The 13,278-nt window shown below is 70.7% G+C and carries 13 protein-coding genes and 1 pseudogene; 5 read left to right on the forward strand and 9 right to left on the reverse strand.

Annotated features, from left to right (window positions below):
• From ACWGJ5_RS40590 to ACWGJ5_RS40630, 9 genes and pseudogenes are all read right to left on the reverse strand, one after another.
• A pseudogene (locus ACWGJ5_RS40590) lies at positions 1-121 on the reverse strand (ABC transporter); the annotation flags it as partial.
• Positions 122-152: 31 nt separating this feature from the next.
• The gene (locus tag ACWGJ5_RS40595; RefSeq protein WP_453314631.1) at positions 153-839 is read right to left on the reverse strand and encodes a DUF4097 family beta strand repeat-containing protein; all 687 of its coding nucleotides are present in this window, start codon (positions 837-839) and stop codon (positions 153-155) included.
• A 184-nt stretch (positions 840-1,023) separates the two neighbouring features.
• Complete coding sequence (locus tag ACWGJ5_RS40600; protein WP_453314632.1) at positions 1,024-2,259, reverse strand: acetylornithine transaminase; 1,236 nt, start codon at positions 2,257-2,259, stop codon at positions 1,024-1,026.
• Positions 2,256-3,203, reverse strand: coding sequence for an acetylglutamate kinase (gene argB, locus ACWGJ5_RS40605; RefSeq protein WP_453314633.1), 948 nt, complete (start codon positions 3,201-3,203; stop codon positions 2,256-2,258). The genes ACWGJ5_RS40600 and argB overlap by 4 nt, the downstream gene beginning before the upstream one ends.
• The gene (gene argJ / locus ACWGJ5_RS40610; RefSeq protein ID WP_453314634.1) at positions 3,200-4,351 is read right to left on the reverse strand and encodes a bifunctional glutamate N-acetyltransferase/amino-acid acetyltransferase ArgJ; all 1,152 of its coding nucleotides are present in this window, start codon (positions 4,349-4,351) and stop codon (positions 3,200-3,202) included. Before argJ ends, argB begins: the two co-directional genes overlap by 4 nt.
• On the reverse strand, positions 4,348-5,376 hold the full coding sequence (gene argC / locus ACWGJ5_RS40615) for an N-acetyl-gamma-glutamyl-phosphate reductase (protein ID WP_453314635.1): 1,029 nt from the start codon (positions 5,374-5,376) through the stop codon (positions 4,348-4,350). The genes argJ and argC overlap by 4 nt, the downstream gene beginning before the upstream one ends.
• 27 nt (positions 5,377-5,403) lie before the next feature.
• Entirely contained in the window at positions 5,404-6,600 is a 1,197-nt protein-coding gene (locus ACWGJ5_RS40620) for a serine hydrolase domain-containing protein (protein WP_453314636.1), read from the reverse strand.
• 159 nt (positions 6,601-6,759) lie between these two features.
• Positions 6,760-7,743, reverse strand: a complete 984-nt coding sequence (locus ACWGJ5_RS40625) for an AfsR/SARP family transcriptional regulator (protein ID WP_453314637.1) — start codon at positions 7,741-7,743, stop codon at positions 6,760-6,762.
• A gap of 27 nt (positions 7,744-7,770) precedes the next feature.
• A complete protein-coding gene (locus tag ACWGJ5_RS40630) occupies positions 7,771-8,517 on the reverse strand; it encodes a thioesterase II family protein (RefSeq protein WP_453314638.1) in 747 nt (248 codons plus the stop codon).
• Positions 8,518-8,991: 474 nt separating this feature from the next.
• Between ACWGJ5_RS40630 and ACWGJ5_RS40635 the strand changes: the two genes are divergently transcribed.
• From ACWGJ5_RS40635 to ACWGJ5_RS40655, 5 genes are all read left to right on the forward strand, one after another.
• Positions 8,992-9,207: an MbtH family protein gene (locus ACWGJ5_RS40635; protein WP_453314639.1), complete on the forward strand. Its 216-nt coding sequence runs from the start codon at positions 8,992-8,994 to the stop codon at positions 9,205-9,207.
• A gap of 218 nt (positions 9,208-9,425) precedes the next feature.
• On the forward strand, positions 9,426-10,118 hold the full coding sequence (locus ACWGJ5_RS40640; RefSeq protein ID WP_453314640.1) for an LmbU family transcriptional regulator: 693 nt from the start codon (positions 9,426-9,428) through the stop codon (positions 10,116-10,118).
• Positions 10,119-10,208: 90 nt separating this feature from the next.
• Positions 10,209-11,795, forward strand: coding sequence for an amino acid adenylation domain-containing protein (locus ACWGJ5_RS40645; protein ID WP_453314641.1), 1,587 nt, complete (start codon positions 10,209-10,211; stop codon positions 11,793-11,795).
• 34 nt (positions 11,796-11,829) lie between these two features.
• Positions 11,830-12,060, forward strand: coding sequence for a phosphopantetheine-binding protein (locus ACWGJ5_RS40650; protein ID WP_453314658.1), 231 nt, complete (start codon positions 11,830-11,832; stop codon positions 12,058-12,060).
• 16 nt (positions 12,061-12,076) lie between these two features.
• Positions 12,077-13,264 (forward strand): NAD(P)/FAD-dependent oxidoreductase, encoded by a 1,188-nt coding sequence (locus tag ACWGJ5_RS40655; RefSeq protein WP_453314642.1) that lies wholly within the window; start codon positions 12,077-12,079, stop codon positions 13,262-13,264.
• Positions 13,265-13,278: the final 14 nt, after the last annotated feature.

Here is a 13,278-nt window from a genome sequence, read left to right on the forward strand (position 1 = left end):
CGTTCGGACCCAGCAGGGAGAACACCGAACCGGCCGGAACCACCAGATCGATGCCGTCGAGCACGACCTTGTCACCGTAGGACTTGCGCAGACCGTTCGCCGCGATGGCCAACGTGCTCATGAGGGGAGCTCCTTCGAGGGACGGAGGGTGGTCAGAGGCTGCTGGCGGTGATGTCGCCGTAGGCGGTCGTGGCCCGGATGTTCAGGGCGGCGGCGCCGGTGTTGTAGAGCGCGTTCTGGATCCGGCCGTAGGTGGTGCCGGCGTCCAGGGAGGCGGAGACGCCGCGGGCGGCCCCGACCGAGATGTCGCCGTACTGGGTGTCCAGGGTGACCGCGCCGCCATGGGCCTCGGCGATCCGGATGTCGCCCCTCTGAGTGCTGATCTGCGCGGGGCCGCCCAGGCGGCCGACCGTGATCTCGCCGTCGTGGGCGCTGAGGCGGGCGCTGGCGGCCTCGTCGAGCTTGACCGAGCGGTAGCCGCCCTCGAAGGCGACGTCGCCGAGCCGTCCGACACCGCGGAACTCGGCGCCGGCGGTCTTCGCCTCGATCCGGGAGCCGGCGGGCAGCTGGACGGTGACCTCGACGGATCCGGAGCTTCCGAGGAACCGGTTGGTCGCCTCCGGGGCTTCGATGCGCAGGACGCCGTCGCCGTAGGAAACCTTGATCTCCTCGGCCGCCCTGACGTCGCGGCTCTTGGCCGGGTTGGCGGGCCGGACCTCGACCGTGGTGTCGGTCCGGTCGGCGGCGATGAACTGGAGGCGTCCGGCGGGGATGTCGAGGACGGCGGAGATGGGGGCGGGGGTGTCGAACTTCTGCGGGGTGCTCAGGTTCTTCTGCATCGTGCGCTCCTTCGGCTCGCTGTTTCCGATAGTGGAAACGCTACGTTGCATTCATGGTCCTAGCAACACACTCGTTGCACGGAATCGGTATTGCTGCAGGTAGAAGCCGAGAAATCGTTGCAACGGGCCTGAATCTAACGCAACAGCCCCCATGTAGTTCGTTGCAATGAACTGAGGGTGAACGCTATGCCGGAGACCCCACCGCCGTCAGCTCCCCGTCGAGGGTCTCGGACAGGGCCGCCCGGAAGCCCTCGACGAATGTGTCCACTTCACGGTCCGACACGATCAGCGGCGGGGCGAGCCGGACGACGTCCGGCATCACCGCGTTCACCAGCAGACCCCTGTCCTGGGCCGCCCGCTGTACGCGCGCCGCGATGTTCCCGTGCAGCGCGATGCCCAACAGCAGTCCGGCGCCGCGGACTTCGCGCACCAGGGGGTGGCCCAGGGCTTCCAGGCCGTGCCACAGACGCTGTCCCGCCGAGGTCACGTGGGCGAGGAGGCCCGCCCGCTCGATGGTGTCCAGTACGGCGAGGGCGGCCGCGCACACCACGGGGTTCCCGCTGAAGGTGGAGCCGTGCGCGCCGGGCGTGAGCAGCTCGGCGGCCGCGCCGAAGGCGAGCGTCGCGCCGATGGGCAGCCCGCCGCCCAGACCCTTGGCGAGGGTGACGACATCCGCCTCGACGCCTTCGGCCTGCGCCGCGAACCAGCGGCCCGTGCGCCCGATGCCGGTCTGGATCTCGTCCAGGACGAGGAGGGTGCCGGTCGCCGCCGTGATCTCGCGGGCGGCCCGCAGATAGCCGGGCGGCGGCACGACCACACCGTTCTCCCCCTGCAGGGGCTCCAGGATCACCAGCGCGGTGTCCGGGGTGACGGCGGTGCGCAGGGCCTCGACGTCCCCGTACGGCACATGGCTGACGCAGCCCGGCAGTGGCTCGAAGGGACGCTGCTTGGCGGGCTGGCCGGTCAGGGCCAGGGCCCCCATGGTGCGGCCGTGGAAGCCGCCGGTGGCCGACACCATGTGCGTACGGCCGGTGAGCCGGCCGATCTTGAAGGCCGCCTCGTTGGCCTCCGCTCCGGAGTTGGCGAAGTAGACCCGGCCGTCGCGCCCGGCGAGCCGCAGCAGGCGCTCGGCGAGGCGCACGGTCGGTTCGGCCAGGAACAGGTTCGAGACATGCCCGAGCGAGGCGACCTGCTCGCAGACGGCCCGTACGACCGCCGGATGCGCGTGGCCGAGCGCGTTGACCGCGATACCGCCGAGGAAGTCGAGGTACTCGTTGCCCTCCGCGTCCCAGACCCGGGCGCCCTGGCCGCGGACCAGAGGCAGCCGGGGGGTGCCGAAGTTGTCCATCATGACGCCCTGCCAGCGGCGGGTCAGCGCCGCGTTGCCCGCCTCGGTGATGATGTCCGCGCCGTCGTTCATGCCGTCGCTCCCTCGAAGCGCACGTCGTCGTCCGGCACGACCACCGTGCCGGTGCCGTCATCGGTGAAGATCTGCAGCAGGAGGGAGTGCTTGACCCGGCCGTCGACGACACGGGCGGAGCGCACGCCGTTGTTCACGGCGTACAGGCAACCCTCCATTTTGGGGATCATCCCGGAGGCCAACCGGGGCAGCAGCTCGGCCAGTTCGCCGGCGGTCAGGCGGGGGATCACCTCGTCGCTGTGCGGCCAGTTCGCGTACAGACCCTCGACGTCGGTCAGGACGAGCAGCATCTCGGCGCCGAGCGCGGCGGCGAGGGCCGCGGCCGCGGTGTCGGCGTTGACGTTGAACACACCGCCCTCGGCGGCGTCCTTGTCGTCCTCGGGCCGGGCGATGGAGGAGATGACCGGGATGCGTCCGCCGTCGATGAGGTCCTGCACGATCCCGGCGTCGACCCGGGCGACCTCGCCGACGCGGCCGATGTCCACGGGCTTGCCGTCCTTCTCCGCGTAGCGTTTGACGGCGGTCATCAGGCGGGCGTCCTCACCCGTCAGGCCCACCGCGTGCGGGCCGTGCGCGTTGAGCAGCCCGACCAGCTCGCGCTGCACCTGCCCGGCGAGGACCATGCGTACGACGTCCATGGTCTCGTCGGTGGTGACCCGCAGGCCGCTCTCGAACCGGGACTGGAGGCCCAGGCGCTCGAGCTGTGCGCTGATCTGCGGGCCGCCGCCGTGCACCACGACGGGGTGCAGGCCCGCGTGCCGCAGATACAGGATGTCCATGGCGAAGGCCGCCTTCAGGTCGTCGTCGACCATGGCGTTGCCGCCGAACTTGATGACGACGGTCTTGCCGTGGTGGTCCGCCAGCCAGGGCAGCGCCTCGACGAGGGCACGGGCCTTGGGCAGGGCGGCCGATCGAGAAGAATGCGGAGATGGCGAAGCGCTCATGAGGCGTACTCGCTGTTCTCGTGGACGTAGTCGGCGGTGAGGTCGTTGGTCCAGATGACGGCGGAGTCCGCGCCCGCGGCGAGGTCAACGGTGATCCGGACCTCGCGGCCGGACATGTCCACCCGCGCACGGTCCTCGCCCACCGCTCCGTTCTTGCAGACCCACACGCCGTTGATGGCGACGCCCAGCCGGTCGGGTTCGAAGGCGGCGGAGGTGGTGCCGATCGCGGACAGCACGCGGCCCCAGTTGGGGTCCTCGCCGTGGATCGCGCACTTGAGGAGGTTGTTGCGGGCGACGGAACGGCCCACCTCCACGGCGTCGTCCTCGCTCGAGGCGCCCACGACCTCGATGCGGATCTCCTTGCTCGCGCCCTCGGCGTCCCCGATGAGCTGCCCGGCCAGATCGGCGCAGACCGCGCGGACGGCCTCGGCGAACTCGCCGTATTCAGGGGTGACCCGGGAGGCGCCGGAGGCGAGCAGCAGCACGGTGTCGTTGGTGGACATGCAGCCGTCGGAGTCGACCCGGTCGAAGGTGACACGGGTGGCGTCCCGCAGCGCCCGGTCCAGGGCCGCGCCCTCCAGGGCGGCGTCCGTGGTGAGCACGACCAGCATGGTGGCGAGCCCGGGGGCGAGCATCCCGGCGCCCTTGGCCATGCCGCCGACGGTCCACCCGCCCCGGGTGACGGCGGCCGTCTTGTGCACGGTGTCGGTGGTCATGACGGCGACGGCCGCGTCCTCGCCGCCGGACGTGGACAGCCGGGTGACGGCGCTCTCGACGCCGGCCAGAACCCGGTCCATGGGCAGCGGTACGCCGATCAGCCCGGTGGAACAGACCGCCACGTCCGCCGCGTCCAGGCCGAGCCGCTCGGCGGCCTTCTCGGCGGTGGCGCACGTGTCCTGAAAACCCTGTGGTCCGGTACAGGCGTTGGCGCCACCGGAGTTGAGCACGACCGCGCGGATCTCGCCGTCCGCGAGCACCTGCCGGGACCACCGGACGGGCGCGGCCTGCACGCGGTTGGAGGTGAACACGCCCGCCGCGGCGCAGCCCGGCCCGTTGTTGACGACGAGCGCCAGGTCCCGGTTGCCGTTCTCCTTGATGCCCGCGGCGATGCCCGCCGCGGTGAAACCTTGTGCTGCGGTGACACTCACGGTGCGACTCCGATCGTGGAAAGTCCCAGTCCCTCGGGGAGGCCGAGCGCGGCGTTCATGCTCTGGACGGCACCGCCCGCGGTGCCCTTGGTGAGGTTGTCGATGGCGCTGATCGCGATGATCCGGCCGACCGCCGCGTCGAGGGCCACCTGGACCTGTACGGCGTTCGACCCCTGCACGGCCGCGGTGCTGGGCCACTGCCCCTCGGGCAGCAGCCGTACGAACGGCTCGTCGGCCAGCGCCTTCTCGTACACGGCCCGCACGTCGTGTGCGCCGACCCCGGGGCGCGCCGCGGCGGAGCAGGTGGCGAGGATGCCGCGGGGCATGGGAGCCAGGGTCGGGGTGAAGGAGACGGCGACCGGGCGACCCGCCACGGCGCTGAGGTTCTGCACCATCTCGGGCGTGTGCCGGTGGCCGCCACCCACACCGTACGGCCGCATGGACCCCATGACCTCACTGCCGAGCAGGTCCGCCCTGGGTGCCTTCCCGGCGCCGGACGTGCCGGACGCCGCGACGACCACCGCCTCGGGTTCGGCCAGGCCGGCCGCGTAGGCGGGGAAGAGCGCCAGCGACACGGCGGTCGGGTAGCAGCCGGGCACCGCGATGCGCCGGGCGCCCGCCAACGCGGCGCGGGCCCCCGGCAGTTCGGGCAGGCCGTAGGGCCAGGTGCCCGCGTGCGGCGAGCCGTAGAACGTCTCCCAGTCGGCGGCGTCCGCGAGGCGGAAGTCCGCGCCGCAGTCGATGACGAGCGTGTCGTCACCCAACTGCTGTGCGACGGCGGCGGACTGGCCGTGCGGCAGGGCGAGGAAGACGACGTCGTGGCCCTCGAGGGCGTCGGCGGTGGTGAGCCGTACCTCCCGCTCGGCCAGCGGAGCCAGGTGCGGCTGCAGCGTGCCCAGACGCCGGCCCGCGCTGGAATGCCCGGTCAGGGCACCGATCTCCACTTCAGGGTGGGCCAGAAGCAGGCGGAGGAGTTCGCCCCCCGCGTATCCGCTCGCTCCCGCCACGGCTGCTCGGACGGTCATAAACCCTCTCCGTTGACAGACATGTCGCTAGTCACGCGATCCGGGCCCCGAGGCGGCAGGCGTGTCGCAGAACTCGCCGTTCAGAACGGGCAGCAAGGTCTCCGGTCCCCAGTCGCTGTTGTAGTTGAACGTGAGCTGGTGGCGGCCGTCCTCGGTGAAGGCGGTCATGGTGAGCCACCCCGCCGTGCCCCCGTCACGGAACCAGAGGGGGGTGCCGCAGCTCAGCGTGATCTTTTCGATGTCCAGCCCGTAGGTCGCGCCCGGGAAGTCGGGGTTGGCTACGGTCGTCGTCAGCTCCTTCAGCTGCCGCGGCGGCAGCAGCTTCCCGCGGATCAGGGCCCCGTAGAACCGGTTCAGATCGGCCGTGCTGGAGATGATGTCGCCGTTGCCCCAGACCTGCGAGCCGTTCATCTCGGTGACGTCGTCGATCCGGTCCGGCTGCGACAGGAAGAGCTTGGAGTAGCCGCGGCTGCTCGGCTGGGGCAGGCCGATGCCGTTCCCGGGGTTGGACGTCGCCCGGAGCCCCAGGCGTTCGATGATGCGCTCGCGCACCTCGTCCTCGTACGACCTGCCGCCGACCTTCTCCACGATCAGCGCGGCCAGGACGTCGTTGGTGTTGGAGAACGAGAACCGGGCCCCGGGCGCGAACAGGGGCGCGTGGCCGAGGGCCACCTTCACGCGCTGCTCGGGCGTCAGCGTGTCGTACCGGTGCTGGAGGAAGCCGTCGCCCAGCGCGTACGTCTGGTAGTAGTCCTGGTCGGCGAGGTAGTCGAACAGGCCGCTGGTGTGGTTGAGCAGCTCCCGCACGGTGATCTTGCCGCCGTCGTTGCCGTTGCCCGTCACCAGGCCCGGCAGGTAACGCTCCACCGTGTCGTCGAGGCTGAGCTTCTTCTCCGCCTCCATCTGCAGGAGGACGGTCGCCACGAACGTGTCGGTCAGGCCACCGATGCGGAACCGGTCGTTCTTGCCGCGCGGCGCACCCGTCTGCCGGTTGCCCACGCCGGACGCCGACTTCCAGACTCCGTCGGCATCGCGTGCCTCGACGGTGATGCCGGGGATCCCGGCCGCGACGGCCGCGTCGATCGCGCGCTGCGTCGCCTGGTGGTCGGCCGCCGTGGGAGCCGTGCCCTGCGCTGCCCGGGCGGGACCCGCGAAGGCGGTGGCCGTGAGCGCGACCGCCGCCAAACCGACCACGCCGGCCCGTGTTCTCTTCCGTCTCGTCATGCCCCGCTCCTGAGAATCGTCTCTACTTGGCTGATGTCGTACTTGTGCGGTCTGTGGGCGGCACAGTAGGTCAGCTGCCTTGAGTGCGGGTCGTGTGTTCACACCCCCCGGGGCGCGCAGGGTTCGAACACGCACTCCGTGAACCATGTGGCAGCGTTGTCAGCAGGCCGGTGCCACCGTGCTCGCCGTCAACTCCTGGAAGCGGCACACCAGTTGGTCCTGCTCCTGCTGCAGTCGCTCGATACGGCGCTGCAGACGGGATATCTCCTGGCAGAGGGCGAGCACCGCGTCGTCGGCCGACGCGTCGGCCTGCGCGGGCACCGCCTCGGCCTGGGCCGGGGCGGCCGGGCGGGGGCGCACGGCGGTGGCGAGGGCCGGGTCGTGGTGGAGGATCGCCTCCATCAGACCGCGCAGGGCGGGGCCCGGCTCGACGCCGAGTTCGTGCACCATGCGGTTGCGCGCCCGTTCGTACACGCCGAGCGCCTCCGCCTGCCGGCCGCAGCGGTAGAAGGCGACCATCAGCAGGTCGTAGAACCGCTCCCGCATGGGGTGGTCGGTGGTCAGCTCCATCAGCTCGCCGGTGATCTCGCGGTGGCGCCCGGTGCGCAGATACGCGTCGTACATCATCTCCAGGGCGGTCAGCCGGTGCTCCTCGAGCTGGGCCGCCCTGCCCGCGCAGATGTCGCCGAGCACGCTGCCCTCCAGCGCCGGGCCGCGCCACAACGACAGTGCCCGGCGCAGCAGTTCACCCGCCTGCCCCGGGTCCTCGCGCAGGACCCTGCGGCCCCGCTCGGCCAGGTGCTGGAAGCGCGCGGCGTCCGTGTCGACGGGGTCGAGCTGCAGGGCGTAGCCGCGCGAGGTGGTCACGATCCACGGGTGCGGTGCGGGCCGGCCGGGGTGACGGCTCTGCGGGCCGGACAGCAGCCGGCGCAGCCGGGTCACCTGCAGCTGCAGCGCGTTCGCCGCGTTGGCGGGCGGGTGTTCGCCCCACAGCTCGTCGATGAGCCGCTGCACCGAGACGTTGTGCCCGGCCTTCACCACCAGCGCCCCGAGCAGTGCACGCTGCTTGGCACCCGTGGGAAGGATCCGCAGACCGGTCTGTTCGTCCTGGACCTCCACGAGGCCGAGAATGCGGAACTGCATCTCTTCCCCTCACACAGGCTGGTGGCTTCAGCAGGAGCGCGCCGCGCCCGCCGCCCGAAGCGCCGTGGTGGCGTCCCGTTCGATCTGCCGCAGCAGCGGTCCGGGATCGGCCTGGAAATAGAAGTGACCGCCGTCGAAGACCCGCAGCCCCAGGAAGTGCTCGCTGTACTGCGCCCAGCCGGCCATCCGCTGCGGTGCGGCGGAGTGGTCCTCGACGCCCGCGAACGCGGACAGCGCCACGGGCAGGGGACCGGCGTCGGGAGCGGGGCGCCAGTTCTCCACCAGACGCAGGTCGGCCCGGATGATCGGGTCGAACAGGTCCCACAGCTCGGGGTCGTCGAAGACCCCGTCGGGCGTGCCGCCGAGCAGCCTCAGACGAGTCCGCAGCTCGGCGTCGGGCAGCTCGTGGTATCCGCCTCCCGGCCCCGCCAGCTGCGGTGCGCAGCGTGCGGAGACACCGGCCCACACCGGCAGCGGCAGGCCTCGGTCGGCGACCCGCCGGATGATCTCGTACGTCACGAGGGCGCCCATGCTGTGCCCGAACAAGGCGTAGGGACAGGTCAGTTCGGGCTCGATGCTGCGCAGGAGGTAGTCGGCGAGGCGGCCGGCGTCGGGGATCTGCGGCAGCTCGAGGAGGAGGCCGTGGCCCGGGGCGTCGAGCAGCCGGACGTCCCATGTGCGCGGCAGCAGCTGCGGCCAGTCGCGGTACAGCAGGTGTGAGCCGCCCGCGTGGTGCAGGACGAACAGGCGCAGGTCAGGTCGTGTGCTGTCCATCGCTCTCCCTCGGCTCGGGCCGCGCATTCCCGAACCATAGAACGGTGCCGGTCCGCGAGGGCGCGGGCACCGGCCGGTCTCCGCCGAGGGTGTGGCAGCTCTTGAGCGATCCTCAGGCGGGCGCCGCTCCACACCACCTGGGCGGCAAAGGGTCGGCATCGTGGCACACGAACCCGGTGGGGTACAGAGGATCCGGTGGGGTGCAGATCCGGGTGGACGACCGGGCGGTCGGCGAGCCCGTCGCCTTGTAGCGCCGACGGTCGAGTCCTTACGGTGACGTGGCAACGCCGGGGTCGCCACCGATGCCGGGTGTCCCGTCGACCGGACGGCCGAGTGTCCTGTCGGCCGGACAGCCGCAGTGTCCTGTCGGCCGGACAACGCCGATCGGCGACCTCGCGCCCGGTGCTCTCTCGCACCCGGCCCTGGCGATTTCCCAATCCCGAGTCATTCCATGTCGGTTAAGGACGGTGCCAGTTGAGCGCGAACCCCTTCGATGACGAGGACGGCCGCTTCTACGTCGTGGTGAACGACGAGGAGCAGCACTCCCTGTGGCCGGTGTTCGCCGAGGTGCCCGCGGGCTGGCGGGTGGTCTTCGGTGAGGCGGCCCGGGCCGATTGCCTGGAGTACGTCGAGCGGAACTGGACCGACCTGCGGCCCAAGAGCCTGCGCGAGGTCATGGCGGCGGACTGAACACCGGCCGCACACCGACGGGCTCGCGGGCCCGCATACCTGCGTCTCGCCGGCGCTCGTGACGGTCACCGAGCAGGCCGGCCGAAGAGGAACGACGGTGATCGCCGCCCGGGTGCGCGGCCGAGTGATCGCTTAACGCCCATGAAGACAGGCTGTGTTGGGAGATGAAGGTAGTGACGGGCGCTGTGAGGACCGCGAGCAGGTACAAGGCGATTCCGGTGGACAACAGCGGTGAACCGGCACAGCGCGATGTGCTCCTGTCCTTCGTGGGGACACAGGCCAAGGTGCAGAAGTCGGGGCTGATCTTCCCGCAGAACCTGCCGGAGCGGTCCTGGGAGCAGATCGGGACCAACCTGCGTGAACTGGTCAACTCCTCGGCGTGGTGGCTCGCCGACTGGCTGATCTACGGCGAGGCCACCTACGGGTGGCGGCGCTACAAGGAGGCCATCGAGCGCACCGGGCTCGACTACCAGACCCTGCGCAACTACGCGTGGGTGGCCCGGCGGTTCGAGCACCACCGCAGGAGGGACGGCCTCAGCTTCGCCCACCACGCCGAGGTGACCCGGCTGTCGCCGCCGGAGCAGGACTACTGGCTGCGCAAGGCCGAACAGCAGAAGTGGTCGCGCAACGAACTGCGCAGGGCGGTGCGGGCCAGCCTGGCCGTGCAGAGCGACACGGCCGAGGTCTCCCCGAGCGGTGGCGACGAGCAGCAGGAGGTGCCCCGGCTGGCCGAGCCGGCGGCCGCGGACAAGCGCCGGCAGCAGGTCACCACGCTCACCATCGAGCTGTCCGCCGGCCAACTGGAGCACTACTCGAAGGCCGCCGCCGCGCACGGTCTTTCCGTCGACAAGTGGGTGGCCCAGCTGCTCGAGACCGCCGACCGGCGTCTCCCCGAGGTGCGCACCGCCTAGCGGCGCACGCCCGAAGGTGCCGGCAAGCCCGTTCCCCGGGGTGTGCCGGCGGCTCGTCCGACCGGACACCTCTCACATCGGAGTCAGTTGATGATCCTTCAGGGAAAGCGGGTCGCCCTGCCCTCGGCGCCCGTCGTCCACAAGCAGTTCGAGGCGCACGTGGAGGCCGCGCCCGACGCCCTTGCCGTCTCCTGCGGCGGTGAGCAGGTGACGTACGCCGAACTGGACGCGCGGGCGAACCGGTTCGCGCACTTCCTCGTCGCGCGCGGACACGGTCGGGGGGCGAAGGTCGGCGTCTGTCTCGACTACTCGGTCGACATGCTCGTGGCCATCCTCGGCACGCTGAAGGCCGGCGCGGCCTATGTGCCGTTCGACCCGGCCTACCCGGCGGCGCGACTGCAGCTGCTGCTGGGCCAGGTCCCCGACCTCGCCCTGATCGTGGCCTCGCGGACGACGGCGGGGATGGTCGAGTCGGCGGCCGCCGAGGTCATCGGTGTCGAGCAGCTGCCCGGCCGGCTGGCAGGTCTCCCGGCGACCGCGCCCGACGTCCCCGTCACCGGGGACGACGTGTGCTACGCGGTCTTCACGTCCGGATCGACCGGCACGCCGAAGCTGACCGCGGTGCGGCACGAGGGCTGGTTCAACCTGATGAACTGGCTGAAGCTCGAGTACGGCCTGGACAGCGCGTCGAACAACCTGGTCGTGAGCGCCTTCGGCTTCGACCTCTCCCAGCGCGCCCTGATGACGGCGCTGTTCTGCGGCGCCACCCAGTACCTGATGGCGAGCCGGAACTTCGACGCCATGCTGGCGTACCGCCTGCTGACCGAGCACGACATCCGCACGGTGCACTGCGCCTCCAGCACTCTGTACCTGCTGGTGGACTGGGAGACCGCCCGCGGCGGTGACGCGCTCACCCAGCTCGACTACGTGCTCTTCGGCGGCGAGCCGCTGAAGTTCGAGCGGATCGCGGACTGGGCGCAGCGCGAGAACAACTACTGCACCCTGCTGCACCAGTACGGCGTCGCCGAGTGCACGGACGTCGCGACGTCGTACGACCTCGACGGGTACCGGCCCTGCGACCAGGACATCGCCCCGGTCGGCAAGCCGGCCTACAACACCGAGATCCACCTCCTCGACGAGAACCTGCGCGGTGTCGCGCCGGGGGGGTACGGCGAGATCTGCATCGCCGGGGCCAGCGTCGGCGCGGGCTACCTCAACGGCTCGGGCCCCGAGAACGAGAAGTTCACGACCATCGTGGTCGACGGAGAGCCGCGCCGGCTGTACCGCACGGGCGACCGCGGCCACGTCAACGAGGCCGGCGACCTGGTCGTCGCCGGCCGGATGGACGCGCAGGTGAAGGTGCGGGGCATGCGCATCGACCCCACCGACATCGAGCGCGCGCTCGGCAGGCTGGCGGGGGTCCGGGAGGCCGCCGTGGTGGTCACCTACACCGACGCCGGCGAGGCCGAGCTGACCGCGTTCCTCGTCCCGGCGGGCGGCGAACTCGCCGAGGACGACCTGCGCAACGGCCTTCTGCAGACGCTGCCGCGGAACATGGTCCCGGCCAGGTTCGTGAACGTTCTGCGGCTTCCGCTGAGCCCGCACGGAAAAGTGGACCGCGCGGCGCTGGTCGATTCACTCAAGAACCAATATGCCGGCAGCGGCACGGCGGCATAGTCGACGGACCTTGCTGACGAACGAGAGGACTGTGATGATTGCCGACCGCGTGCGCGCCATTTGGTGCCGGGAACTCCAGCGCGATGACATTTCGGCCGACGACGATTTCTTCGCCCTGGGCGGCCAGTCCGTGATCATGGTCAGGATCCAGGGTGCCTTCATCGAGGAACTGGACGCCGAGGTGCCGATGGACCAGCTCTTCCTCAACCCGACGGTGGCGTCGATCTCCGCGTACATCGAATCCCTGAGTGCGGTCACCAAATAGAAAGAGAGGCGCCGCCATGTACGACGTGATTGTCATAGGTGCCCGTGTTGCGGGTTCGCCGACGGCCATGCTGTTCGCACGGCAGGGTTATCGCGTCCTGCTCCTGGAAAAGGCGAAATTCCCGCAGGACACGCTGTCCTCGCACTACCTCCACATGCAGGGCGTGGCGCTGCTGAACCGGTGGGGGCTGCTCGACAGGATCCGTGACTCGGGCGCCCAGCCGATCACCCGCCAGAGCTACCAGGGGCCCGATGTCCGCATCGAGGGCTTCTCCCTGCCGATCGACGGCCTGACGACCACGTACGCGCCGAGGCGGTACGTGCTCGACCCGATCCTCGCGGACGGCGCTGTGGCGGCCGGCGTGGAGTTCCGGCAGGGATGCGCGGTCAGGGATCTGGTATGGGAGGACGACCGGGTCGTCGGGGTGCGGTACACGACGCCCGGCGGTGCCGAGGCGACGGACCGGGCGCGCCTCGTCGTCGGCGCGGACGGCATGCGCTCGCTGGTGGCGCGCAAGGCCGGCGCGGAGAACGTCATCGAGCACCCGCGGATGACCACCACCTACTACAGCTACTGGTCCGGGGTTCCCGCGAACTTCGAGCTGTACGAGCGGCCCGGGCGCTGGATCGGTGTCCTGCCCACCAACGACGACCTCACCCTGCTCATGGCCTACTTCCCGCAGGACGACTACAACGAGGTCCGCAAGAACGTGGAGCCCGCCTACCTCGACGCCTTCCGCACGACGGCGCCCGAGTTGTGGGAGCGGATGCAGTCGGGCAAGCGCGAGGAACAGCTGTACGGCACGGGGCACCAGGAGAACTACTTCCGCAAGGCCTACGGGCCCGGGTGGGCGCTGGTCGGCGACGCGGTGAACCACAAGGACTCCATCACCGCCCGCGGTATCACCGAGGCCTTCGTCCAGGCCCAGTCGCTCACCGACCACATCGGGGACCGGCTGCACGACGACGACGCGCTCAAGGCGGCGCTGCGGCGCTACGAGAACGACCTGGGCGGCGAAGCCCTCAGCCACTACCAGGGCGCGCTCAACGTGGCCGAGCTCAAGCCCGAGGGGCGGACGGACATGCTGCGCAAGCTGGTCGGCCACCAGGACCACATCGACCGGTACTTCTCGACGCTGTCGGGCGCGTGCTCCATCGACGACTTCTACAACGACGAACTCCTCACCCTGCTCGACCAGGGCTGACCGAAGACCTGCTC

Source organism: Streptomyces sp. NPDC054783 (assembly GCF_053611725.1).